Source organism: Nocardia vinacea NBRC 16497, from assembly GCF_000308835.1.
Taxonomy (GTDB): Bacteria; Actinomycetota; Actinomycetes; order Mycobacteriales; family Mycobacteriaceae; genus Nocardia; species Nocardia vinacea.
The window spans coordinates 21264-48064 of sequence record NZ_BAGN01000411.1; the positions used below are offsets into that span (position 1 = coordinate 21264).

Consider the following 26801-nt stretch of genomic DNA (forward strand, 5'->3'; position numbering starts at 1 on the left):
GAGGAGATACGTCAATGACGACGACCGACCTGGACTCGGCCGCGACGCGGCGGACCGTGCGCAGCGGCGAATTCGATATCGCCGTCTTCGAATACGGCGATCCGAGCGCGGAAACCATTGTGCTGGTGCATGGTTGGCCGGACACCCACCCTCTCTGGCATGCGGTGGTGCCACTGCTGACCGACCGCTTCCACGTCGTCACCTACGACACCCGCGGCCACGGGGAGTCCACCCGCACTCGGCGCGCCCAAGACTTCCGCCTGGATGCGCTGGCCGGTGATTTCTTCGCCGTCGCCGACGCGGTCAGCCCGGATCGGCCGGTGCACGTCCTGGCGCACGACTGGGGTTCGGTGCAGGTGTGGGAGGCGGTGTGCGAACCGCAGGCCGCGGCCCGGGTCGCCTCGTTCACCTCGGTCTCCGGGCCGAACCTGGACCATCTCGCGAAGTGGGTGCGCGCCAGGCTGTCCCGGCCGACGCTGCGCAATCTGTGGCAGCCACTCACCCAGGCGCTGTCATCGGGATACACGGTGTTCTCCATGACACCGGGGCTCAATCAGGTCTTCCGGGTTGTCGCGCACGAAAAGCGTTGGCAGCGCATCGTTTCGATCATGAACGACACCGCGCCGTCGAATATCGTTCTCGGCCCGACGTTCCGTCGCGACGCCGTAGAAGGTCTGCTCATCTACCGTGCCAATATCCTGCCGCGAATGCTCGCGCCGCGAGAGCGCCGCACCGAGGTACCGGTGCAGTTGATCGTCGCCGGTCGCGATATCGCGGTCCGGCCCGCGGGCTATGACGACGGGCACAAATGGGTTTCGCGGCTGTGGCGCCGCGATGTGCCCGCCGGACATTGGATGCCGTTCTCCCATCCCGAATTGCTTGCCACCGCGACCACCGAGCTCATCGACGCGGTCAATAGTGGTGTGGCGCCGCGCGGCCTGCGCCGTGCCGAAATCGGACGCAGCCGAAAACCATTCGAGGATCAGCTCGTGGTGATCACCGGCGGCGGCAGCGGTATCGGTCGCGAGACGGGCCTGGCATTCGCGCGGCTCGGTGCGGAAATCGTGCTGTCGGATATCAATCTGGACGCGGCCAAGGAAACGCGGGAGCTGATTGCCGCCGAAGGCGCTGTGGCGCATGCCTATCAGCTCGATGTTTCCGATGAGGAAGCGGTGCACCTGCACGCGGTCGAGGTGCTCGCCGCGCACGGCGTGCCCGACATTCTGATCAACAATGCCGGAATCGGGCAGGCAGGTGGGTTCTTCGATACGCCGTCGGCGGAGTTCGATCGGGTCATGCGGATCAATCTCGGCGGGGTGGTCAATGGATGCCGTGCCTTCGGTTCGGTGATGGCCGAGCGCGGACTCGGCGGACACATCGTCAACCTGTCCAGCATGGCGGCCTACAGTCCGCAGCAGGGGTTCAGCGCATACTCCACCAGTAAGTCGGCGGTATTCATGTTCTCCGACTGCCTGCGTGCGGAACTGGCGGGGCGCGGCATCTCCGTGCACACCATCTGCCCCGGCATCGTGCACACCAATATCGTTGCCACCACCAGGTTTTCGGGTGTCAGCGCGGAGGAGGAGCAGCGCAAGCAGGAGCGGTACGACAAGCTGTACCAGGCGCGGCGCTACGGTCCGGAGAAGGTGGCCGCGCAGATCGTGCGCGCGGTCGAACGGGATCGCAGCATCGTGCCGGTCACCCCGGAGGCGCGGCTGCAGTACCAGTTCAACAAGTTCGCCCCGGCGGTGGTGCGGTTCTTCGCCGCACGGGTGAAGCTCACGTGAGCTTCTAGGGTGTGGCTGCGAGTTCGGCCTCGATGGCCGCAACTCGCTCGGCGCCGATGCCCCACGGGTGCTCGACGCCCACCCTGCTGTCGAGGTCCCAGAGCACGCACGTCTCGCCGTGCTTTGCGACCATCGACCACGCGACGACCGTGCGGCCGAGTTGCTCGCCCATGGACCCGTGCGAAATGCCCTTCGTTGCAACGCCTTCCGGAAAGTGATGGAGGAAACGTCCGTATGCCGCGGTGCAGAATGCGGCGTACATCTCCGTGCACAGAATGAATCCGTGCCAGGCCTCGTCCACGGCATGGGACGGCATACCGATGACCTGACCGTCGCGCATGGCCGCGCCACAACAGCGCAGCCACTGGCGCAGTCCGGTTTCCACCAGTTCGCGCGGTTGCCAAGGGCTGGTTTTGAAAACCGCGTCGGGAAATTCGAGTGCGGCTACCGCCCGGTCGACATCGCCCAGGTCGATTCGGCGCCGGGGACGGTTTCGTAAGAAGGCCACGATTCACTCTACGGCGAAAGGGGGATTGTTCGGCCAGCCGTCGCTTTTCGTGGGTTCAGTGTGGGGGAGTGTGCCTATACCATTTCGGAATGGCGGTTTTCTTCGTTGTACTGCTGCTGGTCATCCTCCTGGTCGGTGGTGGCATCACGGCACTGGTCGTATTTCTGATCACGCGGGCGACCAACACGGCAGTGCGGCGTGGGCAGATGGGATATGGGGGCTCTGGAGACTCGCCGTGGGTTTACGGGGCCGCCGGGTTCGATTCGGGGATGGGTTTCGATCCGGGCAGTGGTGGCGGGCACGGTCATGGTCATGGTCATGGGCACGACCATGGCGGCAGTAGTTGTGGCGGGGGAAGTAGCTGTGGTGGCGGTGGGAGCAGTAGTAGTTGCGGCGGGGGCGGTAGCAGTTGTGGTGGCGGTGGGAGCAGCTGTGGCGGTGGCGGGTCCTGAATGTTGGCTCTGCTGCTGGTCTTGCTGATTACGGTCCTCATCATGGGTGGGATCGCCGGGTTCGTGCTGTTGGTGACCAACCTGCCGAGGCGGCCGGCGCGGCGCGGGTTCGGGTGGATCGGGGGGCCCGGTTCGTCGTCGTGGGATGCGGGAGATTCCGGCGGCGGTGACTCCGGGGGTTCGAGCGGTTGCGGGGGAGGCAGTAGCGGTTGCGGCGGGGGCGGCAGTGGCGGATGTGGCGGCGGCGGGGGCAGTTCCTGACTCGACAGGTTCGCCGCATGCTGTGTCGGATTCATCCCTGGTGGGCCGGCGAAGCGGTGCGGATTCGGAGTAGCGGCGCGCTTCGATGGCAGCGCCCTGCATTTCGCGGAAGGTGAGGCGGGCGCGCGTCACTGCGTCCGCGCAACAGAACCGGTGCGGACCTCGGGCCCGGCGGGCGGTTGGCATTGCGGGTGGATTCGATTCCGAGTTCCGCGCTCAGCGTAATCTGGGCGCTCGACTTGACCTCAACCCTGCTCGAGGTTCCAGGCTGGTCCATGTCGGATCAAGTCAGGAATTGATGGAGGTTGTCATGCGCGCTGTACACGCTGCGGAATTCGGTGGGCCCGAAGTTCTTTCGGTGCGTGAAGTGCCGGAGCCGGTTGCCGGACAGGGACAGGTGGTCGTCGATGTCGCGGCCGCCGATGTCATGTTCCTCGATGTCCAGCTCCGAAGTGGTTGGGGCACCGAGTTTTTCCAGCTCGAACCGCCGTATGTGCCAGGCGGTGCGGTCGCCGGAGTGGTCACTTCGGTCGGTGCCGATGTCGACCCGAGCTGGGTCGGTAAGCGCGTTGTCACCGATACCGCCGCGAGCGGCATCGGGGGCGGTCAGCCGATCGGTGGCTATGCGGAGCGGGCACTCGCCAAGGCGGAAACCCTTGTCGCTGTGCCCGAGGGGCTGAGCCTGTCGGCGGCGGTGGCGCTCGCGCACGACGGCAGGACCGCGCTCGCCGTTTTCGATCGAGCCGCGATCCAGCCCGGTGAGTGGGTGCTCATCACCGCCGCGGGTGGGGGATTGGGCACCTTGCTGATTCAGCTGGCCCGCGCGGCCGGAGCGAATGTCGTTGCCGCGGCACGTGGCAGCGTCAAACTGGAGCTTGCGGCACGACTCGGCGCGAATGCGGTCATCGACTACTCCGAGTCCGACTGGTCTGCGAAGGCGCGCGCCGCGACCGGTGGAGCCGGTCCGAACGTTGTATTGGACGGTGCGGGTGGTGCATTGGGTGCGGGCGCTATCGAAGCCGCAGCCGACGGCGGGCGCGTCATCGGATATGGCGCTGCCGCAGGACAATTCGCCGAGTTCGATCGAGAAGCGGTGGCAGCGCGCGGAATCGAGGTTCTGGGACTGTTCGACGTGACCGGAAATGGCGATATCGATTGGCCCGCCTTGGCGGCACGCTCGCTTGCCGAGGCGGCGGCCGGACGGCTGGAAGTCGTTATCGGCCAGTCCTTTCCGCTCGAACAAGCCGATCGTGCGCATGTGGCAATAGAATCGCGAACCGCCGTCGGACGCACACTTCTTACGGTCTGAACGGCCTTCCGGGACAACTTGTCTCACGTACGTGCGGGTACCTCTCCGGGGCGCTAGGGTGCCCCGCGTGGAAACGCTGATTGTCGTTGTCGTCGTCCTCGCCGTGCTCGGTCTCGTCGCTCTCATCGTGCAGTGGGCCAGCCGCCCGCCGCGGAGCGAGTCCCATTGGGACCGTGGTGATGTCGACGACGACTACGAGGCCTGGGAGACCGACTGAACTCAGCCGACCGGAGTCAGCACCACCACCGCGATCGGCCGCTTGGTCATCTTCTGGTACTCGCTGTAGCGCCCCTTATTGACCTTGTCGACGATCGCCCAGTGCCGCGCATACTCCGGATCGTCGGGCAGCGTCGCCCGCGCGGTCACCGCTACCTTGCGACGCCCGACCCGAATCTCACACTCCGGCCTCGCCTTCACATTCGCCAACCACCCCGGTGGCCGCGGCGACCCGCCATTCGACGCGGTCACCAAATAATCCGCCCCATCCCGCCCATACGTCAGCGCCGACGTCCGCGCCTGCCCCGTCTTGCGCCCCACCGTCCGCAACAACAACGTCGGATTCCCGAACAGCACCCGATGCCCCACCACCCCGCCACTCTTCTCATAAACCCACTGATGCACCTTCAGCACATTCGCAAACAAACCAGCCACAGCCCACCCTCCAGCCTGTTCTCCGATTACGCCCCCACCCTATCCACCCCACACCCCCACCGTCCGTCACCACGCCGCCCCATCCGAGTGGTGCCAGCCCCACCCCACCCGGTACCATCCCCAACGCTGTCGATATCCACCGCACACGGGGCGGTAGCTCAGTCGGTTAGAGCCGTGGACTCATAATCCATTGGTCGCGGGTTCGAGCCCCGCCCGCCCCACAAATGCCGCTCTACCAGCAGAAATGCTGAGACAGGCAGCCGAGTTCGGCCAGAACAGTGCTGCGTCAGCAGTAGATTTTGCGGGTGGAGTTCGGTCATGGGGCTGGATCTGGACGACATTGTGGAGGACTTCGCAGCCGAGCTGCGCTGCAAGAATCGGAGCACCCCCACAGCGGCGGCGTGATGCTCGTCTAGGCCAGCACCGACGACCTCGTCGGCCGAGTCGACCGTGCCCGACAACGCTGATGCCCTAGAGATCACCCTTTCCGATTGCACCAGCCATGGTGTTCAAGAGGGACTATCAGAGGGCTCCGCCTCTGGTCTGACAGCTCGTAGCAGGCGGTGCCGTCGTTCGTTCGCCTCTTCATCGGAAATCGATTGAACGTGAATACGTCTGGCGGTATCAGGTGATACGTCCAAGATCGCCTCGAGCGAGCGGCGAGCGGCTGCGGCCTCTGTCGAGGTTCGGATTATCTCCAGCAGCGCCTCGTTCTGGTGGATGGACGCTTCCGCTTCCAAGGCTGCGATCCGGGCCGCTCGCTCCGCCTTGATTGTGGTTGCCCGCACGATGACATCGAGAATCGCCGGTACGTTGCGCAGTGCGACCCACCCCGCGCGTGCAGCGGCGGCCATCAATCCACCCGTTGTGACGGCAGGGACGGTAACTTGAACAACCTCCTGCCACGGGTTGACCGTCACACTGCTGGAGATCGATAACGACGCTTCGATCCGCGCGGGAAGTCGCCCCGCTAGAGCGGAGACGACCGTGGCCAGTGCATCGGCGTCTCGAGTTTTCAGGATTTCCCGGACCAAGTCGCCGACTTCGGTGTGATCCTCGGCAGCCTCGTTGATGATCTGCGTCAGCTTTTCCGCGGTCTCCGAGTCCGGATCTGGCCGTCGCTCAGGAAGTTTGGATACCTCGTAGTCGACGAGAGCGAGCAGTAGCGCCCGCACGACCCTCTGTGTCTCGGACACTTCTCGCAGGTCGGGAAACTCGCCGAAGTCGACTTCTATCAGCAGCGCATGCCCCACGTCCGACCCGACAGCCCGCACCACCATATTCGCGCCTGGACTGACGTATGCGACATCGCGTGGCCACGAGAAGGTGACGGGCAGGTCGTCCGGTTGTCCCGCCGGAGAGCCCCCAGGGACGTCGACTCGGCTCGGCTCCCGATCAGTCATCGATGCATCTTAAATGCCTACCTGCTAGGCGACGAAGTCTCGTAGCAAAGCTGTGCCGAGGGGCGGATCTCTGGAATCGGCTCGGACACAACGAGATCCCGGTTGCCCACCCAGTACTCCCTACAGAAGGGATCGCCATGTCCCTATGGCACAACACGATCACCAACCAGGGTGACCACCTCGAAGAAATAGGGAGAACCGTTCTGGCGCAGCAAGACACCATCGACGCCCTGGCTGAAGAGGGCCGTTTGGGTAGGCAGGCGATCAGGGTCTCGCGCTGCGGCGCTACGATCGCGCCAACGTTCTGAGAGGAAATCATGACCAAGTCGACGGCCTTCGCCGCTGTGCTCTCTGCGGCCGCTGCCGCTCTACTCTTCCTGCCCGCCGCACCCGCGCACGCCCAGTCCCCCCACTGCGCCAAGGCCATTGAGCTGATCAATATCGCGATCGACACGAGCGGCGGCACCCTGGACGATGCGACGGCGACAGCGCTGTCCGACAGGCTGAGCGGCCTGGCCGATATGGCCCAGGGTGCGGAGAAGGATGTCATCACCGCCTACGCCTACGCGCTGGTAGATGAGAACGTCGCCAACCTCGACCCCTACACCGACGAGCTCAATCGCGTCTGCGCCTGACCACTGCCAGGCCTGGGTTGCTGAGCTGATGGGTCTATAGCTAGGTAATCTCGAGGCTCGTCGAGATCGCTGGATGAGCGGCTCGACCCCAATGTATTTCGTTCGAATGCTCTGTCCTGGCCAGGATTTCGCCTGGTCAGGACAGCGGCAGCTCACTCGGGCAGAAGTCACTGCGCTTCAGGCCGACCGCCGGATGGAACCTCGGCGGTGAACTCGTTCGCCATCGCGCTTCGGGTCACAGTGGACGCTGCATCTGCCAAACCTGCACCACCAATTGGGCGCCACCCACCACCGGCTTCTCGCCGCTGTGTGGGGTGTCAACTGCCGCAAGGCGTTTCCGCTTTCCCGACGTCATGCTCGAGTCGATGGAGTAGCCGACGATCCGGTTGGAGATGCGGCGGTCTCGGTGCCGGAGCCGGTAGCGTCGGTAACGTGCAGGATCAGTTCGAGATGGGGCTGTCGCGGCGTTGGAGGGTACTGCTGGTCGCCTGCACCATTGCGACGTTGTTGCCGGCAGTGCTGTTCGTTCCTCAGGCGATGCCCACGGCCGCGGGCCGCGTCGTCGTGATCGGGCTGGTGGTGTGCCAGGCGGTCGCTGTTTGGTGGATGGACCGTCGGACTGTTTTCGTCACGATTGTCTCCCTGTTCGTGGGTGCAACGTTGGAACTGCTGCGCGTTCCGGTGGGGTCGGGCGTCGCGTTGATCGTGTTGACGACCTTTTCCTGGATGCGTCCCGCGCGCACGTCGTTGTTGGGTCTTGCCGCGGCGGTGTTGTTCTTCGTGCTCGCGCTGGGAACGACCGGGCGAGGGTTGCAAGCCTTGCTGTGGTCTGGTGCCGCCCTGCTGGCCTGGAGCTGGGGCGCATTGGGACGCGCGAGATCCGCACAGCGTGACTCCGAAGCCCGGCGTATGGTCCAGCAAGAACGTGCCCGTATCACGCGCGAACTACACGATGTGCTCGCGCACACGGTGTCGCTGATGGTGCTGCAAGCCGCAGCGGCCAACGATGTTTTCGACACTCACCCGGACAAGGCCAGGGAGGCCGTCGCCACACTGGAGTCCGTCGGTCGACAAGCCCTCGGCGAAGTACGCCGACTGCTCGAGGTGATCGACCGTGACCCGAGCGTTTCCCCTGGAATGGAGGATCTGGACCGGCTGGTGGAGTCGATGTCGCAGGCCGGGGTCGAGGTGGTCGTGAATCGGCACGGGACAGACGGCGCCGTGGTCGCGCCGAGGGTTGCGGAATCTGCTTATCGGATCGTGCAGGAGTCCCTGACCAACGTCTTGCGCCACGCGAGAGCCGATCGAGCCGAGGTCGAGGTTCGGATTGCCGCGGGGCAACTCATGGTGGCGATCACCGATAACGGCGGCGGTAGCCGACTCGGTCACGGTAGTGGTCGAGGCCTGGACGGCATGCGACGACGCGCCACAGAACTAGGCGGGCGATTCGAGGCGGGCCCTTCCACTGCTGGTGGCTTCCGCGTCGCGGCATGGCTTCCGGTCCGGTAGTCGGCAGCCTTCCGATGGCTGTCTCCAACTTTCGACAGAGGCGAATACACGCCTGCAGGTTGATGTTCCCGGCTCGGCGACAAGAAACACTGAAGTTACGCCGTTGGGCGGTGTGAACACTCGGTGAGTAAGGAGTCGATCGGTGGTACAGCAGGAATGGCGGGGGACGGTTGTCAAGAAGTCGCGTGGGTTGTTCGATGGGGCAAATCTGTACCGGCGCTTGATCGTCCGGCTAGCGGATGGCAGTACGGTGAAGGTCCGGGTGAACCGGGAACTGTGGAATACGGTGGAAGCCGGTGATTCGGTGACCAAGCACGTGGGAGCCGATCCGGTGCAGGACTGATATGCCCGCAGGTCCGGATCTTCGCACTCGGATTGTTGGATGCTCGCCATGGACCGGCCGCCGCGACGTGCGTGCACCCGGCATATCACACGGAGGCGGGGATGACTGTCAGCGTGCTGGTCGCCGATGATCAGGCGTTGGTCCGCACAGGGCTTCGGATGATCCTGGAGGCCCGTGCGGATATCCGGGTCGTCGGTGAGGCCGGGGACGGGGAGGAAGCGGTGCGTCTTGCCGCTCGGACGCTGCCGGATATCGTGTTGATGGATCTGCGGATGCCTGGTGTCGACGGTGTGCAGGCGACGCAACGACTTTCCACATTCCAGCGCAGGCCCTCGGTCATCATCCTCACCACCTTCGACGAGGACGAATTGCTCTACGCGGCCCTGCGTGCCGGTGCGGGCGGGTTTCTGCTGAAGGACACCCGGCCGGCCGAACTGGTCGAGGCGATACGGGTGGTGGCCGGCGGTGAGGCACTGCTCGCGCCGCGGGTGACGCGCCGGCTGTTGGATCGGTTCGTCGCCGATCTACGCCCCGAGACGGCGGCAATGCCGGATCTCGCGGATCTCACGAATCGAGAGGTGGAGGTCCTCACGCTCATCGCACAAGCGGCCTCCAACGCCGAGATAGCGGCGAAACTGGTTGTCACCGAAGGCACTGTAAAGAGCCATGTCTCGGCGATTCTGCGCAAACTCGGCCTGCGGGATCGAGTGCAGGCGGTGGTGCTCGCCTACGACGTCGGGCTGGTCCGGCCTCGGCATTCCTAGGGTCCGCACGCACAGAAGAGAGAGCATCATGACTGCCACTTACACTTTCGACGTCTTTTCCACCCTCGACGGCTACGGCCGCCCCAGCAGCCGCGACTGGGGCGGCTACTGGGGCAAGCAAGGCCCCGAACTGCTCGACTACCGCCTCTCCCTGTACGAGGCCGAGCAGCGGATGGTCTTCGGGGCCAACACCTATCGGATGTTCGCGCAGATACCGGCCGGCATCGAGCATGACCCATGGGTCACCCGCATGAGGAACCTGCCCGCGACGGTGGTGTCGACCACCCTGGATGGACCTCTCGACTGGCCGGACGCGACCGTCGTCAGCGGTGACGCCGTCGACGTCGTCACCCGGCTCAAGCAGGAGTCCGAGGTGCCGTTGCGTTCGCACGGCAGCATGTCGCTGAACCGGGCACTGATGGCCGCCGGCCTGGTCGACCGCGTCCAGGTGACCCTCTTCCCTGTCATCACCGGTCAGACCGGTGATCACCCGATCTTCCAAGGTGCGGCCGACTTCGACCTCGAACTGCTCGGGAGCCGGACACTCGACGACAACATCCAAGAACTCATCTACCGGCCTACCTTGCATGTCTGAAGCCATCCACGCACCCATCCCGGCGAGCAACGTGGTCACCGGGGTCGGGTGCAAGTCTTGTGGATGAGGCGACTTCCGGTTATTGCCAGAGTCGCTGACAAGGCAGGGGCTGCAGGGCTTCTCGCATATCTTGGTCGATCAGAATTGTTGCCAGTTGCATGGCATGCACTGCCTTGGCGAAAGTGTGGGCTGCTATGGAGTCTGCCCAGTAGTGCAGGGATGGCCAACCCGGAAACTTAACTGTCACATGGCATTGCATTGCGTTACTCGGATATGTGGTGGACGTGCGGTGCGCGGTCCGAGGTCTGTAGTCGCATAGGAATGTTCGCTTGGGCGTCGCATCGGGTCGGACTCGTGGTCCGGTTGCGGGTATTCGGTGGGATTTACCCGTGCCAGCTGCATATCGCGCTGACTGGTTTGTTCGGACCTGCTGGTCCGACGGAGGAAACCTCCGACAGGTGGTAAGTACATCGGTTGGCCGACTGGGTGGCCAGTAACAAGAAATCCAAAGTCTGATCCGGTTTGTCCGGTTGTCTTTGTATGATCGTCCAAAATCACCCGTGTATCGCCCGATCTGGGTGTTGTATCTCCGGGTTGCGATCGTGCGCCGGTCAGGGGTTTCTCGAGGTAGCGGCACCGTCGCAATGGCACCCTGCTTTATCGGGGCGGATAGGTCCGATCTGCTGCGGATCCGCCACAGATCGCCGCATGATGGGTCATGTGGGGTATAGCCCCACGGGTTCCAGCCGAGTTCGTTGTGCTCTCCATGACGTAGACGATGGCGCGACAGTATGTGCAGATCTCGCGTATAGCGAGGGCTGTGCCGCGCCCCGACAGGCAAGGAGATTTTCATGGCTATCGGCGACACAATCAGCGGCTCCACCTTCGTTATCGATCTGGGAAAGTTTCAGGTGGAAACGGTTGAGCAGATCAGTGGGCTATCGCTCGGGGAGGACACGGTCGAAATCAAACAGGTGACTCCTGATGGCGAGGTGCTCATCAGGAAACAGCCGGGCTCCGCTCGCAGTGGTGAGATCACGATTACTCGCGGGTTGGACCAGAGCAAAGTGTTCACCGAATGGATCCATACGACCATGACCATGCGAGATGTGGATGATGCTCGCCAAGACATCACGTTGACTGTGCTGGACCCGAATAAGAAGCCGGTCAAGCGGGTGCATTTGTCGCGCGCTCGGGCGTCGGACTGGCAGGCGCCGTCGCTGGATGCCGGAGCGAACAGTCCGGCGACCGAAGCGGTGACGATCGTCTACGAGGACATCACGGTCGAGAACGCCTGAATGTCGTCGCGGACCGCGCAGCAGGCGGTCCTGATCTCCAGTTTTCTTGATCCCCGCGATGCGCCAGGGGACCGGATTATCGCCGAGCATCATCGGCCGGTTCGGCGCTGATCGAAACAGCTGACGAGGGCCAGGGACATCGCACCACCCTCGCCAGCTGTGGCGCTCATGCCATCGAAACGTTGGACGATCTTCGCCGCCACCTGCAATCGCCGTCCATGCTGTCCTCGATACAGGGGAATCGCGCAGGCCCCGTAACGCAACTGCAACGGAAGGAATCAGCATGAAGATCGTCGTCATCGGCGGAACCGGGCTGATCGGCTCCAAGCTTGTCGCTCGGCTGGGTGAGCACGGCCACCAAGCGGTGCCTGCCGCGCCGAGCACGGGGGTGAACACGCTCACCGGGGCAGGAGTGAAGGAGGTGCTGCAGGGGGCCGACGTTCTGGTCGATGTTTCCAATTCGCCGTCGTTCGTCGACGACGATGTCATGAAGTTTTTCCGAACCTCCACCGAGAACCTGCTCGCTGCTGCCGACGAGGCAGGTGTCGGCCACTACGTCGCCTTGTCGGTGGTGGGCACGGAGCGGCTGCCGGAGGCCGGGTATTTCCGGGCGAAGGTGGTACAGGAGGAACTGATCAAGGGGTCGGGCCTGGCGTATTCGCTCGTGCACGCGACGCAATTCTTCGAGTTCGCGAGTGGCATCGCCGACTCGGCGACCGAGGATGGCACGGTGCGGCTGCCGGGTGCCGGTGTGCAACCGATGGCCGCCGACGATGTCGCGACCGCCGTCGGCAACACCGCGACGGGCACACCGGTGAACGGCATCGTCGAGGTCGCGGGTCCTGAGGTATTCGGCCTCGACCAGTGGATCAGCACGGTGCTGACGGCGCGTTCGGATCCGCGTGAGGTCGTCACCGATCCGCAGGCACGGTATTTCGGGGCCGTGCTGGAGCATGGGAGCCTGCTGCCCGGCGAAGGTGCGCGGCTCGGGCAGACGACCCTGTCGGAGTGGTTGGCCCATAAGTGACCCGCAGCGTCGCCTTGTTTGCTCGAGGCGGCGTGCGTTGCGTCATGTCGCCTGCTCACCGAGGCTGTATTGGTGATGTAGGCGATGGACCGCGTCGTCCATGTGCTCGATGAGTAACGTGCGCGCTCGGTGCGCCGGACCAGAGCCGATTGCGTCGCGCAGTTCGACGTGCTCTCGTGCTTGCTCACGCAGGTCCGGATACGTTGTCTGCAACGCCCCCAAGCACATTCGGGTTTCGATCAAAAGGGTGCGGGCGGCGCGGACGAGGCGGGGGCTGCCTGCGCTGTCGACCAAGGCCTCGTGGAAGGCTTGGTCGGCGTCGGAAACGCCTGCGGCGTCGCCATTTTCGGCGTGGGCGCACATGGCGGTGACGCTGGGCTCCAAAGCCGCATGGGCAATGGCGCGGCGCCCGTCGAGGATGAGGGCTAGGGCGCCGCCTTCGATGGCAGTGCGGGCGCGGTAGATGTCGACGACATCGTCGATGGCCAGTTCGATGACGAAGATGCCGCGGTTGCGGATACTGTACAGCAGGCCCTCGGTGAGCAGGCGCTGCAATGCTTCGCGGACCGGGCCGCGCGATACGCCGAATCGGGTTGCGAGGTCGGCTTCGCCGAGTTGGGCGCCGGGGGCGAGATTGCCGCGCATGATCGCCTCGCGGAGCCGGTCGGCGATCATTTCCGCCGTCGACTGCCGGTTCACCGGCTCGAAATCAACGACCGACATGGATATGCCTTTCCGAGAAGAGGGAGCCGAGCACCGCGGATGCCACCGTGCTGCCGGTCAGCCGCAGGCCTTCCCAGATGGTCACCTGATTGGCCGTCAACACGATCTTGCCCAAGCGGGCCTCGAGTTCAGGCAATACCCCGAGGGTGTGCATGGCGGTATCCGGAATCAGCAGCGCCTGCGCGTCGGGATGATCGTTGGCGGCCGCCAGCTCGCGCACCTGCTCGGCGGTCAAGGTGCCGACTTCCGCGGCGGTGTCGATACCGGCGCTGGAGAAGGCGACCACTTCGATGCCGGCATCGGCCAGGAACTCCACGAACAGCCGCGCGACCTCGTCCGGATAGCTCGCGGCGATCGCGACGCGGCGCACGTCGAGCGCATGCGCTGCCGCGACGAAGGCGAGGCTGGTGCTCGAGGCGGGTACCCCGGCGGCCGCGGCCAGCTCGCGCACCTGCTCCCGCGCACCCTGCGGCCCGTATACGAAACTTCCTGAGGTGCATGCCCAGACGACCGCGTCGGGCTTGTCCGGTGCGAGGAGTTCGGCGCCGTGGCGCAGCTTGTCCGGACTACCCAGATCGAGCAGTTCCGGGATGGCGTGCAGATCGGTGCCGTAGATGTGGGCCACCGGCAACCGCATGCCGAGCAGCGATGCGGCGAGTGGGTAGTCGTCCTCGGCCGCGTGGTCCGGGTAGATGAAACCGACGGTGGGTGCCTGCATGTTCTTCCAATCAGAAAACGTTGAGTAGCCACTTTCCCGGACCCGTCATCGGCAGCTTCATCCGGCCCAGGCAGGCCCACATGGTGAGCTGATTCGCGGTGAGTACGGGTTTGCCGAGCGCCTGTTCGAGCGGCTCGATGACGTCGTAGGTGGGCAGGTTGGTACAGCTGACGAAGATCGCCTGGGCCTGCGGGTCATCCGCGCGGACAATGCGTTCGGCGATGGTGCGGTAGTTGACCTTCCAGATGCCGCCGCCCAATCCCAGGTGATCCGAACGGATTACGGAGCAGCCGGCCTCGGCGAGGAAGTCGTGCAGTTTGTGCGTGAGGATTTCGTCGTAGGGGGTGATCACCGAGACTCTGCTGATGTCCAGATGCCGGATCGCCTCAACGAGCGCGCCGGAGGTGGTGACGGCGTCCTGCGCACCGGCCCGGCAGATGGTGTCGCGCAGTGCCTTCTCATAGTCCAGCCCCCTGATGAAACTGCCCGAAGTGCACAGGTAGGCAACAACTTCCGGCTCGACATGCATCACATCGCGCGTCGCCGCCGTCAGATGTACCGGGTTGGAGACCAGCTCGGCCATCGCCATCGAAACCGGCACCGGTTCATACGGCGTGCGGGCCAGGTGCAGGCTGACGTCGAGCGGCGCCCAGCGCCAGAGTTCGCGTTCGAGTGCGAGGTCGAACGGTGCGATGATCCCGATCCCCCGTTGTGCTACGGGCCCTTCGATATCGGGAAAGCCGAGTTCCAATGCGGCCCCTCTCGCGCTCAGCCGTTAGACCTCCGAGAACGATCGGATTGTTGACAATCATACGATGCGATTTTAGTGTGTCAATGTGGAACAGGGCCCGATTGTCACCGTCCTGCACAGTGACAGTGTGCCCGAGGCGGACCTCATGGCCCCGGTGGCCGATCGAGCCGAAGTGCGGTACACGGAAGCGCCCGGACTCGCCGACGCACTACGCGGCGCCGACGCGTTGTTCGTCTACGACTTCCTGACTCGCGCGATCCCCGGAGCCTGGCACGCGGCCGATCGTTTGCGCTGGCTGCATATGGGTTCGACCGGGGTGGATCCGGTGATGTTCCCCGAACTTCGGGAAAGCGAGGTCGTGGTCACCAATACACGTGGCGTATTCGATACGGCCATCGCGGAATACGTCTTGGGGCAGATTCTCGGTTTCGCCAAGGATCTGTCCGGATCGCTGCGTTTGCAGCAACGGCACGAATGGCGGCATCGCGAATCAGAACGTATTTCGGGGGCCTCCGTACTGATAGTCGGAACCGGCTCGATCGGTCGTGCCATCGCGCGGTTATTGCGCGCGGCCGGGATGACCGTGCGGGCGGTGGGCCGCCGCGCGCGGGCCACCGACCCGGATTTCGGCACCGTGAGCACCGACCTGCTCGCCGAACTTCCCATTGCCGATTACGTCGTCGCGGTCGCGCCGCTGACGCCGCAGACCCGGGAAATGTTCGATGCCAAGGCATTCGCCGCGATGAAACCACATGCGAGGTTTGTCAATGTCGGCCGTGGGGAACTCGTTGTGACCGACGACCTTCTCGCCGCACTCAGCACCGGATCGATAGCCGGGGCGGCACTCGATGTGGTGGATCCGGAACCGCTACCGGCGCGGCATCCGCTGTGGGATCTGCCGAATGTGCTTATCACTCCGCACAATTCGGGTGATTTCAGCGGCTGGCGAACCGAGGTCGTCACGGCGTTCACCCGCAATTTCGATAATTGGATCGCCGGCCGGCCTTTGGACAACGTGGTCGATAAAGAGCTGGGGTACGTGCCCGGCTGAAGGAGCCCTGCCATGAGCGAACGAAGTGAGCGAATCATGTGCCAGCGCGCTGTGCGCATGCCGGAGCCGAGCGTCAGCGAGGCGAAGGCATGAGCTACCCGGAGAGTAATACGCAACCGGCCGCGATGACCGCCGTCGAATTGGTCTCGGCCTACGCGGCCGGCACCCTGTCCCCGGTCGAGGCGACCGAGGCGATTCTGGAAGCCATCGCGGCACGCGACGGCGAGGTGAATGCCTACTGTCTGGTCGATCCGGATCGCGCACTGGTGCAGGCCAAAGATTCGGAGGCGCGCTGGAATTCGGGTTACGCCCGCGGGCTGCTCGACGGTGTGCCGATTTCGATCAAGGACATTTTCCTGACCGAGGGCTGGCCGACTCGGCGCGGCAGCACCTCGGTCGATCCGAGTGGTCCCTGGCAGGTGGACAGCCCGGTCGCGGCGCGGCTGCGCGAGGACGGCATGGTGTTCCTCGGGAAGACGACAACGCCCGAAATCGCTTGGAAGGGGGTCACCGACAGCCCGCTGACCGGCATCACCCGCAACCCGGTCGATCCCACGACAACCTCGGGCGGCTCCTCCGGCGGCAGCGCGGCTGCGGTGGCTGGGGGTATGGGTCCGGTATCGGTCGGCACGGACGGCGGTGGGAGCATTCGCATTCCGGCCGCGTTCTGCGGCATCGTCGGCTTCAAGCCGACGCACGGCCGGGTCCCGCTGTATCCGGCGAGCCCGTTCGGTCCGCTGGCACACGCCGGTCCGATGACCAGGACGGTCGAGGATGCCGCGCTGCTCATGGACATTCTGGCGCTGCCCGACCCGCGCGATCCGACCGCGCTGCCGCCCACGGTGACGACCTTCCGCGGCCAGATGTCGCGTGAGGTGCGCGGACTCACCGTCGCCTACTCGCCGACGCTCGGTTATGCGAAGGTCGATCCGGAGGTCGCCGCGATCGTGGATGCGGCGGTGCGGCGGCTGGCCGATGCCGAGCTACGGGTCATCGCGACAGATCCGGGTTTCGAAGACCCGCGCGACGCATTCGAAGTGCTGTGGGCCGCCGGTGCGGCCACCATGTTGGCGAAATTCCCGGATGGCGCGCGCGAGAAGGTGGACAGGGGACTGCGCGCGGTCTGGGAGCGCGGCGAAACCGTCAGTGCCGTCGACTATCTCGACGCCCGCGCGGTTGCCGCCCAACTGGGCATCACCATGGGTGCCTTCCATAACACCTACGACCTGCTGATCACCCCGACGATGCCGATCACGGCATTCGAGGCGGGGCACGATGTCCCGCCCGGCAGCGGGCTCGACGGTTGGCCGCAGTGGACGCCGTTCACCTATCCGTTCAATATGACCCAGCAACCCGCGATCAGTATCCCCGCGGGCAAGACCGCCGCGGGGCTGCCGGTCGGACTGCAGATCATCGGGCCGCGCCACTCCGATGATCTGGTCCTCGCGGTCGCCCGCTACGCCGAATACGTCCTGGGCTAAAGCGCGTCCTCGGGGCCAGGACCCGTCAGGGAAGAGGGCTGCAGTCGATCAGCCAGGAGTCCCTGGAAACGCGGGCACGTCATGATGTCGTCGTACGGGCATTCGCCCTCGAGCATGTCGAGTGCGGCCTGCGCCCGGGCGATCCGGGCCAACAGCCGCTCGCGGTGGCGGACCGTCACCTCATGGCGGGCCGGTGCGGACCGGGCGGCCAGCATCGTCCGGATGTCGGCGAGTCCGAAGCCCGCCTCCTTCGAGATCAGGATCGCCGCCACCCGGTGCAGGTCGGCGTCGGTGTAGCGGCGACGGTCACCGACGCGGGCCGGTGTCAGCAGTCCTTCGGCCTCCCAATATCGCAGCACGTGTGTCGGCAACCCGAACCGAGCCGCCACCTCGCCGATTGACTTCATGTCGACATTAAGTCGCACAATTGCGGCCATGTCCACGTTGCTCACCATGCTCGACGCCTTCGACGATCTACCCCAGGTCCGCAACCTGCGAGAACACACGTATGCAGGGTTGGGCGACACCGTTGTCGACGTCGGCTGCGGAAGCGGGCGCGCCGTCGGCGAATTGGCCGCCCGCGGGGCGCGGGCCATCGGCATCGACCTGGACCCCGCCATGATCGAGGTCGCCATCGAGCGCTGGCCCACCGGCACGTTCCATGTCGCCGACCTCACCGCGTTGCCACTCGACGACGGCTCGGTCACCGGCTACCGCGCCGACAAAGTCCTGCACACCCTCGCCGAGCCCGAGCGAGCCGTCGCCGAGGCCCGCCGGGTCCTGGCCGGAAACGGCCGCGCGGTGCTCATCGGCCAAGACTGGGACACGTTCGTGATCGACTCCGACGATCCCGAACTCACCCGCACGCTCGTCCACGCTCGCGCGGACGGTATGCCCAGCCCGCGGGTCGCCCGCCGATACCGGAACCTCCTGCTGGACAACGGGTTCGTCGACGTTACCGTCGAGGTCCACACGATCGTGTGGACAGACGCCGCGTGCCTGCCGATGCTCGCCAACATCGCGGGAGCAGGCGCTTGGCTCGACGGCCAAGTCGCCAGGGCACGCAATGATCGGCTGTTCGTCGCCGTCCCGATGTTTCTCGCCGTCGGGACTCGCGCCGATTGAGCAGCCGGTCACGAATTATCAGCCGCGAGCGAATGCCAGGGTTTCGCCTTGGACACCGTGCAGCCAGAGCGAGTTGCAGGCTGTCGCGATATCGGTGAGGCCCTCTTCGATGGTGGCGAAGACATTGCCGGGCACCCAGCCCAGATCGCCATTGATGAGTAAGTTGTTGCGGCCGTAGAACAAAGCGAGGTCGGTGGCGCCCTGCTCATGGTGCGCCGCCGTACCGGGCTCGTAGCCGTAGGCCGGGTTGCCGATCTCCCATGCTTCGAAATCGAACAGGCATACGTCGCCGGGAATGGGGGTGACGGTCGGGTTCTCCCGATGCGGTGCCGCAACGATCCGGGGCAGCAGGGTGTACACCTCGTTGCGGGCGTATTTGGCGTGGAAGGCGTCTCCTTCTTGCGGCAGCGCATCCCACACCGCCGCGCAGGTCCGCGGTGCCTCCGCGTCGAGCAGTCGGGCTCGGCAGGTCACGCCCGCCTTGGTCAGTGTGATCGAGATGTAGCGGGCCATAGGTTCTGCCTCCTGGTCACGCGGGGAGTTCGGCGAGCACGGACGACCAGATCGCGAGCGCATCGTCGATCTGGGTATCGGTCACGATCAGCGGCGGGATCATCCGCACCACATTCATATACGCACCGCAGGTGAGCAACAGTAGCCCCTTCTCGACCGCCAGCCGCTGGGCGGCGACGGCGGTCGCGGTATCGGGTTCGCCTGTGGCGGTGGTGAATTCGGTTCCACAGAGCAGTCCGAGGCCGCGCACATCGCCGATCGCCTTGGTGGCGCCCTCGCGCAGTCCGGTCAGCAGTTGCGTGCCGCGCGCGGCGGCATTATGCACCAAGCCCTCCGATTCGATCACCTCGAGTGTGGCGATTGCCGCCGCACAGGCCACCGCATTGCCGCCGTAGGTGCCGCCCTGCGAGCCGGGCCAGGCCTTGGCCATCAGCTCGCGCGGGGCGGCGATTCCGGACAGCGGGAATCCGCTGGCCAGGCCCTTCGCGATGGTGATGACATCGGGGCGGACGCCGAAGTGCTGATGTCCGAAGAACTTTCCGGTCCGGCCGAAGCCGGTCTGGATCTCGTCGAAGATGAGCAGAATGCCGTGCCGGTCCGCGCGTTCGCGCAGCCCACGGAAGAACGTGGCATTTCCGGGGATGTAGCCGCCCTCACCGAGCATCGGCTCGACCACGAATGCGGCGGTTTCGGCGGGCGAGGTGACGGTGGCGAAGAGGTAATCGAGTTCGCGCAGCGCGAAGTCGGTGGCCTCGGCCTCGGTCCAGCCGTAGCGGTAGGCGGTGGGGAACGGCGCCACGTGCACACCGGACATCAGCGGGCTGAACCCCGCGGAGAAGCGGGTGCCCGAGGTCGTCATGGTCGCCGCCGCGACGGTGCGACCGTGGAATCCGCCTTGGAAGACAACGATATTCGGCCGTCCGGTCGCCTGGCGTGCCAGGCGCAGCGCGGCCTCTACCGCCTCGCTGCCGGAGTTGGCGAAGAACAGCGTGTCCAGACCTTCGGGCAGCACCGTGCCGAGGCGCTCGATGAGTTCGAGTAGCGGCCGGTGCATGACGGTGGTGTATTGGCCGTGGATCAGGCTGGCGACCTGGGCCTGGGCCGCCGCGACCACATGCGGGTGGCAGTGACCGGTGCTGGTTACGCCGATGCCCGCGGTGAAGTCGAGATAGCGGCGACCGTCGGTGCCGTAGAGGTAGCAGCCCGATCCGTGGTCGACGGTTACCGGGGTGGCCTGCTTGAGAACGGGGGATAACTCGGTCATGATCCGCCTCCCGGGCGCCGCTGATTGTCTATTGTCGGATTGTTGACAATATGCATAACATGGGCGCGGGGTTGACAGCAATGGCCGAAGGCCGCGTCGGGAATGAAAAGGAGCCCACATGCTCACCGAAACCGCCCTGACCGCAGCCGAACGCGCCGCGATCGACACGGTTCCGACGGGACTGTTCATCGACGGCGGGTGGCGCGGAACAGCCGCTACGCTCCCGGTCACCGACCCGGCAACCGGCCGGTTGCTCTGCGAGGTGGCCGATGCCGATGCGACCGATGGGCTCGACGCCTTGGTCGCGGCCGATCGGGCACAGGCGGAGTGGGCGCGAACGACGCCGAGACAGCGCAGCGACATCCTCATGGACGCGCACCGGGCAATGCTTGCCGATGCCGAACGACTCGCGCTGATCACGACGCTGGAAATGGGTAAGCCACTGGCCGAGGCGCGCGGTGAAATCGCTTATGCGGCAGAGTTTTTCCGATGGTTCGCCGAGGAGGCCGTCCGCCTGGACGGCGGGTACATGCCCGCACCGGCAGGTGGTTCGCGCTTCTTGGTGACCAGACAGCCGGTCGGTCCGAGCCTGCTCATCACGCCGTGGAACTTCCCGATGGCCATGGGGACCCGCAAGATCGGTCCGGCACTGGCCGCGGGATGCACCTGCGTCGTGAAACCCGCTGAGCAGACGCCACTTTCGATGCTGGCACTGGCCGACATCCTGGATCGGGCCGGTGTCCCGGCGGGTGTCGTCAATGTGATCACCACATCCGATCCGGCGGCGGTGATGACGCCGCTGATTCTGGACAGTCGCTCGCGCAAGCTGTCGTTCACCGGTTCGACCGCCGTCGGGAAGCTACTGCTCGAACAGTGCGCGCGGACCGTGATGCGCACCTCGATGGAGCTCGGCGGCAATGCGCCGTTCATCGTATTCGACGATGCTGACCTGGATGAGGCCGTCGAGGGCGCGCTCGCGGCGAAGATGCGCAATATCGGGCAGGCGTGTACTGCCGCGAACCGAATCTTCGTGCAGCGCGGTGTCGTTGACGAATTCGCGACTCGGCTTGCGGACCGGCTGAAGGCGCTGCCGATGGGGCGCGGGACCGAGCCGGGAGTCGTGGTCGGTCCGCTGATCGACGCCGATGCCGTGGTGAAGGTGACCGGTCTGGTCGCCGACGCGGTCCGCCGCGGGGCCATCGTGCGCACCGGCGGCGCTGCGTTGGAGGGACTCGGAAACTTCTATCCCGCAACGGTATTGACCGATGTGCCCGATGACGCCGAGATGTGCCACACCGAGATTTTCGGACCGGTCGCAGCGATTGCCGCCTTCGATACCGAAGCCGAGGTCGTCGCGCGCGCAAATAACACGCCATACGGATTGGTGGGCTATGTTTTCACCGAGAATCTGCGGCGCGGCCTGCGGGTGTGTGAGGCGCTGGAAACCGGCATGGTCGGTCTGAATCAGGGAGTAGTCTCCAATCCCGCCGCACCGTTCGGCGGCGTGAAAGAATCCGGGCTCGGCCGTGAGGGCGGACTCACCGGCATAGACGAATTCCTGGAGACCAAATACATCGGAGTGCGACTATGAGTACAGCAGCGCGAAGCGATTCCACGAGGGGTGGCGGTCGGGGGACGTATCGGATAGCTACCATTCCCGGCGACGGCATCGGTGTCGATGTCACGGCCGAGGCGGTAGCGGTACTAGACGCGGTGCTGCCCGGTATCGAATGGACCGAATTCGACTGGTCCTGTGAGAATTACCTGCGCACCGGAGCGATGATGCCCGCCGACGCGCCCGGTCAACTGGCCGGATTCGACGCGATCCTGCTCGGTGCGGTCGGCTTTCCCGGTGTACCCGATCATATTTCGCTGTGGGGTTTGCTGATTCCGCTGCGTCGCGCCTTCGGCCAGTACGTGAATCTGCGTCCGGTCCGGCTGCTGCCCGGCACCGAATCGGCCTTGCGCGACCGTACCGCCGAAGACCTGGACATCCTGATCGTGCGGGAGAATTCCGAGGGCGAATACTCCGCGATCGGCGGCATGCACCATCCCGGCCGCACCGACGAATTCGTCCGGCAGGAGTCGATCTTCACGCGGGTGGGCTGCGAACGGATCATCCGCTACGCCTTCGAGCGGGCCCTCGAACGCGACGGACGCCTGTGCTCGGCCACCAAATCGAATGGGCTGCTGCACTCGATGCCGTACTGGGACAGCATCTTCGAGCGTATAGCCTCGGAATATCCGCAGGTGGAGACCCGACAGCTGCATGTCGACGCGCTGGCAGCCGAAATCGTGCTGCATCCGGATCGCCTCGATGTCATCGTCGGATCGAATCTCTTCGGCGATATCCTGTCCGACCTGGCCGCCGCGGTAACGGGTGGCCTCGGCCTCGCCCCATCGGGCAATATCAATCCCGAGCGCACGGCGCCGTCGATGTTCGAGGCGGTACACGGTAGCGCGCCCGATATCGCCGGCCAGGGCATTGCGAATCCGGTCGCGCAGATTCTCGCCGGAGCAATGCTGCTGGAGCACTTGGGCGAATATGCCGCCGCCACCGCGGTGGATCGCGCGGTCTGTGATGTCCTGCGCGAAGGTCGAATTCGCACACCGGATCTCGGCGGCACCGCGACGACCGGTGAACTCGGCAGTGCCATTGCGCACCGTGCGGTCGAATTGATCGAGACCGATTCGGTATTCGCGCAACCGTAGATCAGCATCGTCATGTGACCGCAAAGAATTCGGCAGGCTGATCGCAAAGTTCATCCGCGACCATGGGTCGACTCGTGTGTCTGCGGAAGGACGAGGTCATGAAGTTCGAATTCGAAGGTGCGCGCAGGCGATTGCGTCGCGCCATGGCCGCCGCGGTGGCCGCGGCCAGCCTCGTAGTGGTAGCGGGCTGCGGATTGGGTGGCGACGATGCGGCGGCGGTGACCTACGAGGATGCGAAATCCTCGGGCAAGATCAAGGTCGGCTTCGCCAACGAGGCGCCGTGGGCTTTCCTCGGTGCCGACGGCCAGCTGACCGGATATGCGCCGACCGTCGCCCGCGCGGTATTGAAACGACTCGGCATCAACGAAATCGAAGGCGTCGTTACCGATTTCGACGGACTGATCGACGGTGTTCGGGCCAAGAACTACGCATTCGTCGCGGCGGGCATGTTCATCAACCCGAAGCGATGTGAGAGTTCGGCATTCGCCACTCCCGACTACCAAGTCGGCTCGGCATTCCTGGTGCCGGAAGGCAATCCACGCAATATCAACAAGTTCGAGGACATCACCCGGGAGAACGTCCGGATAGCCACGCTGGGTGGCGCAGTCGAGAACGGTTACGCACAATCCTCGGGCGTGCCATCGCAACTCGTCGAGCCGATGGCCAAACAGGACGACATCCTGCGCGCGGTGCGCAACAAGGACGTCTACGGCGCGGCAATGCTCGACGTCACGGCCGCATGGCTGGTGAAGAACAATCCGGACGCCAACCTGGCGGTCGGCCCGTCCTTCCGTTTCGGCAATAAGCCGGATGTCGGCACCTTCAACTTCCGCATCGGCGACGACAAGTTCCGCGAGGACTTCAACCGCGAGCTGCGCGCACTGCACGAAAGCGGTGAATGGTTGAAGCTGGTGGAGCCGTTCGGCCTGACCAAGGCGAACGAGGCGGATCCGGCGGCCACGGCCGAGCAGTACTGCACGGCTTGACCTCGTGTCGTCACATTTCTCGACCTACCTCGAGCGGGTACTCCAGGGTCTTCCTTTCACGCTGTGGGCGGCGGTCGGCGGCATCGCGCTGACCGTCGTGCTGTCCTTCGGCGCCGGAATCGCCATGCTGTCGCCGTATCTGCCGGTGCGGTTCGTCACCCGCATCTATGTGGAGGGGTTCCGGGGCAGCTCGGAGGTGGTGCAGCTGTTCTTCTTCGCGGTGGCGATACCGATCTTTTTCGGAGTATCGCTCGGTGCGACGGCGAAGGGTCTGCTGGTGATCGGCATTATCGTGCTCGGTCTCAACCACGGCGCCTACGGTGCCGAAATAGTCAGGGGTGCGATCGGATCCGTGCCGCAGGCGCAGGTCGAGGCGGCGATCGCGCTGAATCTGTCACCGGCGCAACGCATGTGGCGGGTAATCCTGCCGCAGGCCGTAGTGGAGATGCTGCCGTCGTTCAACAATCTGTTCATCCAACTCGTGAAAGCCACTGCGCTGCTGAGCTTTATCGCGGTGCCCGAGGTGTTCAAGAAGGCCGATGAACTGCGTGCCGTACCTGCGTTCTCTCGCGAACTCGGTCTGATCTACGCGATCCAGCTGGTCGTGTACCTGCTGATCGCGGTGGTGGTCACGGTGATCATGCGGGTGCTCGAGCTGTTGGCGGCCCGGCGGGTCGGGCGGCGGCCGAAGCGTTCGAGCATTCGACTCTCGGCACATGTGGGGGTCTGATGGAGAAATGGCGGTGGGACCGCTTCTTCGATGCCTTTCCCTTCATATGGGACGGGCTGCTCGTCACGATCCAGTACACCGTGCTCGGATCGCTGGTCGCGTATGTGCTCGGTCTGATCTTCGCGGTGATCCGGCGGCTGCGGATTCCGGTGGTCGATCAGCTGCTGTGGGCATTCATCGAATTCATCCGCAGCACACCGCTTTTGGTGCAGATCTTTTTCCTGTATTGGGTGGTGCGTCCGGATCTGCTCGGTGGGCTGTCCATCGACACCCAACGTCTGGTGGTCGGCGTGACGGCACTCGGTGTGCACTACGCCTGCTATACCTCGGAGGTATTCCGCGCGGGTATCGACGCGGTGCCCGCTGCGCAATGGGAGGCGGCCACGGCGCTGAATCTGCCGCGCACACGCACCTGGGTCGATGTGATTCTGCCGCAGGCGGTGCCGCGGGTGCTGCCCGCGCTGGGCAATTACACGATCGCCATGTTCAAAGAGGTGCCGCTGCTGTCCTCGATCGTCATCCTCGACATGGTGTATCAGGTCAAAACCGAGTACGCGGCCGATACCGGCGGCGCGGGACCCGAGGCCTGGTTCGCGGCCGGTCTGACCTTTCTCGCGCTGAGCTATCCGTGCTCGATCCTGGTACGAAAGTTGGAACGACGTGTCTGAACCGATGATCCGGTTCACCGGTGTGGAAAAGCGCTACGGCGCCACGGTGTGCCTGGACGAACTCGATTTCGCCATTGCGCCAGGCGAATTCGTCACCTTGATCGGGCCGTCCGGCTCGGGCAAGACCACAATTCTGCGCCTGCTCATGGGACTCGAACAGATAGACGCGGGCACCATCGAGGTCGGCGGAGAATTGCTCAGCCATCAGCGCCGCGGTGACAAACTGGTGCCCGCCGGTCCGGCTCACCTACGTCGGATGCGCCGCAAGATCGGCATGGTGTTCCAGCAGTTCAATCTGTTCCCGAATATGACCGTGCTGCGCAATGTCACCGAGGGCCCGGTCCGCGGTCTCGGCCAGTCCAAGGACGCCGCCGAGGAGCGGGCGCGAAAATTGCTCGAACTGGTCGGGCTCACCGACAAAATCGACGCCCGTCCCGCGCACCTGTCCGGCGGCCAGCAGCAGCGAGTCGCCATTGCCAGGGCGCTGGCCATGGAGCCGGAGGTGCTGCTGCTCGACGAGGTGACCTCGGCGCTCGATCCGGAGCTGGTGACCGGAGTGCTGCATCTGCTGGCGGATATCGCGGCCGATACCGAGATCACGTTTCTCTGCGTGACGCACGAAATGCAGTTCGCCCGCAAGGTTTCCGATCGCGTAATGATGTTCGACGCGGGGCGCGTGCTCGAGGACGGTGATCCGGAACGGATCTTCACCGATCCCCGGCAGGATCGGACTCGCGAATTCTTAAAGGCGGTCTTGGATGAAAACTGACCGCCGATCTTCCACAATCTGATGCATGACCAAGCCGTGTCTAGTCCTGCAGTTGCGGCCGGAGCGACCCGCCGCGGATGACGAATACCGCGCCGTCCTGCGCATGGCCGACCTCGCCGAGGGTGACACGGTCCGGGTGCAGATGGATCAGGAATTCCCGGATATCGATCTCGACGATTACTCGGCGGTGATCGTCGGTGGCGGGCCGAGCAATGTCAGCAGTCCGGACGTCGAGAAATACGGGTACCAGCGGACATTCGAACCCAAGCTGAAGAAGCTGATGACCGAGATCGTCGGCCGGGATTTCCCGTATCTGGGCGCCTGCTACGGATTGGGCATCCTCGCCGACGTGCTCGGCGGCGAGGTGAGCGTCCGGCAATACAGTGAACCGGTCGGCGCGCAGACCATCGATCTGACCGAGCATGGCTGGACGGACCCGCTGCTGGCAGGCATTCCGCGGACATTCCGAGCGTTCGTCGGACACAAGGAAGCCTGTCAGGAGGTGCCGCCCGGTGCGGTGCTGCTGGCCGGCTCGGCCGATTGCCCGGTTCAGATGATTCGCGTCGGGCAGCACGTGTACGCGACCCAATTCCATCCGGAATTGGATAGCGACGGACTGGCTTTGCGCATCGAAGTTTACCGGCATGCGGGCTACTTCGAACCGCATGAGGCCGAGGACCTGATCGAACTCGGTCATCGGGAATCGATCACGGTGCCCAGTGCGATTCTGAGTCGATTCATCGCGCGGTACTGCCGCGGATAGGTCCG

At 64.7% G+C, this 26801-nt stretch carries 30 protein-coding genes and 1 tRNA gene; 21 read left to right on the forward strand and 10 right to left on the reverse strand.

Going from position 1 to position 26801, the window contains the following annotated elements; translation table 11 throughout:
• The first annotated feature begins 14 nt into the window (after positions 1-14).
• Complete coding sequence (locus ON44_RS39780; RefSeq protein ID WP_040699993.1) at positions 15-1787, forward strand: SDR family oxidoreductase; 1773 nt, start codon at positions 15-17, stop codon at positions 1785-1787.
• 4 nt (positions 1788-1791) lie between these two features.
• Here ON44_RS39780 and ON44_RS39785 read toward each other — a convergent pair whose 3' ends face one another.
• Both ON44_RS39785 and ON44_RS51535 read right to left on the reverse strand, forming a co-directional pair.
• Positions 1792-2298, reverse strand: a complete 507-nt coding sequence (locus ON44_RS39785; RefSeq protein ID WP_040699994.1) for a UCP032817 domain-containing protein — start codon at positions 2296-2298, stop codon at positions 1792-1794.
• A gap of 71 nt (positions 2299-2369) precedes the next feature.
• Complete coding sequence (locus ON44_RS51535; RefSeq protein ID WP_169338153.1) at positions 2370-2615, reverse strand: hypothetical protein; 246 nt, start codon at positions 2613-2615, stop codon at positions 2370-2372.
• A gap of 703 nt (positions 2616-3318) precedes the next feature.
• Here ON44_RS51535 and ON44_RS39795 point away from each other — a divergent pair.
• Positions 3319-4317, forward strand: coding sequence for a zinc-binding dehydrogenase (locus ON44_RS39795; protein WP_040700031.1), 999 nt, complete (start codon positions 3319-3321; stop codon positions 4315-4317).
• Positions 4318-4384: 67 nt separating this feature from the next.
• Positions 4385-4534 (forward strand): hypothetical protein, encoded by a 150-nt coding sequence (locus ON44_RS51070; RefSeq protein ID WP_157187552.1) that lies wholly within the window; start codon positions 4385-4387, stop codon positions 4532-4534.
• Positions 4535-4536: 2 nt separating this feature from the next.
• Here the strand turns inward: ON44_RS51070 and ON44_RS39800 are convergent, their stop codons facing one another.
• Positions 4537-4968, reverse strand: a complete 432-nt coding sequence (locus ON44_RS39800) for a nitroreductase family deazaflavin-dependent oxidoreductase (protein ID WP_040699998.1) — start codon at positions 4966-4968, stop codon at positions 4537-4539.
• Positions 4969-5115: 147 nt separating this feature from the next.
• On the opposite strand from ON44_RS39800, the gene ON44_RS39805 reads away from it, so the two are divergent.
• Positions 5116-5189: transfer RNA gene (locus ON44_RS39805), tRNA-Ile, on the forward strand.
• A gap of 288 nt (positions 5190-5477) precedes the next feature.
• Here the strand turns inward: ON44_RS39805 and ON44_RS39810 are convergent.
• Positions 5478-6248 carry a hypothetical protein gene (locus tag ON44_RS39810; protein WP_040699999.1) on the reverse strand — a complete coding sequence of 257 codons (771 nt, stop codon included), beginning with the start codon at positions 6246-6248 and terminating at the stop codon, positions 5478-5480.
• 440 nt (positions 6249-6688) lie between these two features.
• Between ON44_RS39810 and ON44_RS39815 the strand changes: the two genes are divergently transcribed.
• From ON44_RS39815 to ON44_RS39845, 7 genes are all read left to right on the forward strand, one after another.
• Entirely contained in the window at positions 6689-7006 is a 318-nt protein-coding gene (locus tag ON44_RS39815) for a hypothetical protein (protein WP_040700001.1), read from the forward strand.
• Positions 7007-7438: 432 nt separating this feature from the next.
• Positions 7439-8515: a sensor histidine kinase gene (locus ON44_RS39820; RefSeq protein ID WP_083898447.1), complete on the forward strand. Its 1077-nt coding sequence runs from the start codon at positions 7439-7441 to the stop codon at positions 8513-8515.
• Positions 8516-8657: 142 nt separating this feature from the next.
• The gene (locus tag ON44_RS39825; protein ID WP_040700002.1) at positions 8658-8858 is read left to right on the forward strand and encodes a DUF7489 domain-containing protein; all 201 of its coding nucleotides are present in this window, start codon (positions 8658-8660) and stop codon (positions 8856-8858) included.
• Between the two features lie 101 nt (positions 8859-8959).
• A complete protein-coding gene (locus ON44_RS39830) occupies positions 8960-9622 on the forward strand; it encodes a response regulator (RefSeq protein ID WP_040700003.1) in 663 nt (220 codons plus the stop codon).
• A gap of 28 nt (positions 9623-9650) precedes the next feature.
• Positions 9651-10217, forward strand: a complete 567-nt coding sequence (locus ON44_RS39835; RefSeq protein ID WP_040700004.1) for a dihydrofolate reductase family protein — start codon at positions 9651-9653, stop codon at positions 10215-10217.
• 851 nt (positions 10218-11068) lie between these two features.
• Complete coding sequence (locus ON44_RS39840) at positions 11069-11515, forward strand: phage tail protein (RefSeq protein WP_040700005.1); 447 nt, start codon at positions 11069-11071, stop codon at positions 11513-11515.
• Positions 11516-11798: 283 nt separating this feature from the next.
• The gene (locus ON44_RS39845; RefSeq protein WP_040700006.1) at positions 11799-12542 is read left to right on the forward strand and encodes an SDR family oxidoreductase; all 744 of its coding nucleotides are present in this window, start codon (positions 11799-11801) and stop codon (positions 12540-12542) included.
• Between the two features lie 42 nt (positions 12543-12584).
• Here ON44_RS39845 and ON44_RS39850 read toward each other — a convergent pair whose 3' ends face one another.
• Genes ON44_RS39850 through ON44_RS39860 form a run of 3 tightly spaced genes read right to left on the reverse strand, consistent with a single transcriptional unit; the run spans position 12585 to position 14734 of the window.
• The gene (locus ON44_RS39850; protein ID WP_040700007.1) at positions 12585-13265 is read right to left on the reverse strand and encodes a GntR family transcriptional regulator; all 681 of its coding nucleotides are present in this window, start codon (positions 13263-13265) and stop codon (positions 12585-12587) included.
• Entirely contained in the window at positions 13252-13983 is a 732-nt protein-coding gene (locus ON44_RS39855) for a maleate cis-trans isomerase family protein (protein WP_040700008.1), read from the reverse strand. The genes ON44_RS39850 and ON44_RS39855 overlap by 14 nt, the downstream gene beginning before the upstream one ends.
• 10 nt (positions 13984-13993) lie before the next feature.
• The gene (locus tag ON44_RS39860; RefSeq protein WP_040700010.1) at positions 13994-14734 is read right to left on the reverse strand and encodes a maleate cis-trans isomerase family protein; all 741 of its coding nucleotides are present in this window, start codon (positions 14732-14734) and stop codon (positions 13994-13996) included.
• Between the two features lie 85 nt (positions 14735-14819).
• Between ON44_RS39860 and ON44_RS39865 the strand changes: the two genes are divergently transcribed.
• A complete protein-coding gene (locus ON44_RS39865; protein WP_040700011.1) occupies positions 14820-15785 on the forward strand; it encodes a D-2-hydroxyacid dehydrogenase in 966 nt (321 codons plus the stop codon).
• Positions 15786-15874: 89 nt separating this feature from the next.
• A complete protein-coding gene (locus ON44_RS39870) occupies positions 15875-17266 on the forward strand; it encodes an amidase (RefSeq protein WP_083898448.1) in 1392 nt (463 codons plus the stop codon).
• Here ON44_RS39870 and ON44_RS39875 read toward each other — a convergent pair.
• A complete protein-coding gene (locus ON44_RS39875) occupies positions 17263-17673 on the reverse strand; it encodes a helix-turn-helix domain-containing protein (RefSeq protein ID WP_040700034.1) in 411 nt (136 codons plus the stop codon). The two genes, ON44_RS39870 and ON44_RS39875, sit on opposite strands and share 4 nt — an antisense overlap.
• Positions 17674-17701: 28 nt before the next feature.
• Here ON44_RS39875 and ON44_RS39880 point away from each other — a divergent pair, with 28 nt between their 5' ends.
• The gene (locus tag ON44_RS39880; protein ID WP_040700012.1) at positions 17702-18391 is read left to right on the forward strand and encodes a methyltransferase domain-containing protein; all 690 of its coding nucleotides are present in this window, start codon (positions 17702-17704) and stop codon (positions 18389-18391) included.
• 18 nt (positions 18392-18409) lie between these two features.
• On the opposite strand, the gene ON44_RS39885 is transcribed toward ON44_RS39880, so the two are convergent.
• Both ON44_RS39885 and ON44_RS39890 read right to left on the reverse strand, forming a co-directional pair.
• Entirely contained in the window at positions 18410-18904 is a 495-nt protein-coding gene (locus ON44_RS39885) for a DUF3830 family protein (RefSeq protein WP_040700013.1), read from the reverse strand.
• A 16-nt stretch (positions 18905-18920) separates the two neighbouring features.
• The gene (locus ON44_RS39890; protein ID WP_040700014.1) at positions 18921-20168 is read right to left on the reverse strand and encodes an aspartate aminotransferase family protein; all 1248 of its coding nucleotides are present in this window, start codon (positions 20166-20168) and stop codon (positions 18921-18923) included.
• 118 nt (positions 20169-20286) lie between these two features.
• Here ON44_RS39890 and ON44_RS39895 point away from each other — a divergent pair, with 118 nt between their 5' ends.
• From ON44_RS39895 to ON44_RS39925, 7 genes are all read left to right on the forward strand, one after another.
• A complete protein-coding gene (locus tag ON44_RS39895; protein WP_040700015.1) occupies positions 20287-21759 on the forward strand; it encodes an NAD-dependent succinate-semialdehyde dehydrogenase in 1473 nt (490 codons plus the stop codon).
• Positions 21756-22880 (forward strand): tartrate dehydrogenase, encoded by a 1125-nt coding sequence (locus ON44_RS39900; protein ID WP_051183069.1) that lies wholly within the window; start codon positions 21756-21758, stop codon positions 22878-22880. The genes ON44_RS39895 and ON44_RS39900 overlap by 4 nt, the downstream gene beginning before the upstream one ends.
• Before the next feature lie 98 nt (positions 22881-22978).
• Complete coding sequence (gene ehuB / locus ON44_RS39905; protein ID WP_157187553.1) at positions 22979-23866, forward strand: ectoine/hydroxyectoine ABC transporter substrate-binding protein EhuB; 888 nt, start codon at positions 22979-22981, stop codon at positions 23864-23866.
• A 4-nt stretch (positions 23867-23870) separates the two neighbouring features.
• Positions 23871-24596, forward strand: coding sequence for an amino acid ABC transporter permease (locus tag ON44_RS39910; RefSeq protein WP_040700016.1), 726 nt, complete (start codon positions 23871-23873; stop codon positions 24594-24596).
• Positions 24596-25264, forward strand: coding sequence for an ectoine/hydroxyectoine ABC transporter permease subunit EhuD (gene ehuD / locus ON44_RS39915; protein ID WP_040700017.1), 669 nt, complete (start codon positions 24596-24598; stop codon positions 25262-25264). Before ON44_RS39910 ends, ehuD begins: the two co-directional genes overlap by 1 nt.
• 4 nt (positions 25265-25268) lie before the next feature.
• Entirely contained in the window at positions 25269-26033 is a 765-nt protein-coding gene (gene ehuA, locus ON44_RS39920; RefSeq protein WP_040700018.1) for an ectoine/hydroxyectoine ABC transporter ATP-binding protein EhuA, read from the forward strand.
• A 25-nt stretch (positions 26034-26058) separates the two neighbouring features.
• Complete coding sequence (locus ON44_RS39925) at positions 26059-26796, forward strand: glutamine amidotransferase (protein ID WP_040700019.1); 738 nt, start codon at positions 26059-26061, stop codon at positions 26794-26796.
• Positions 26797-26801: the final 5 nt, after the last annotated feature.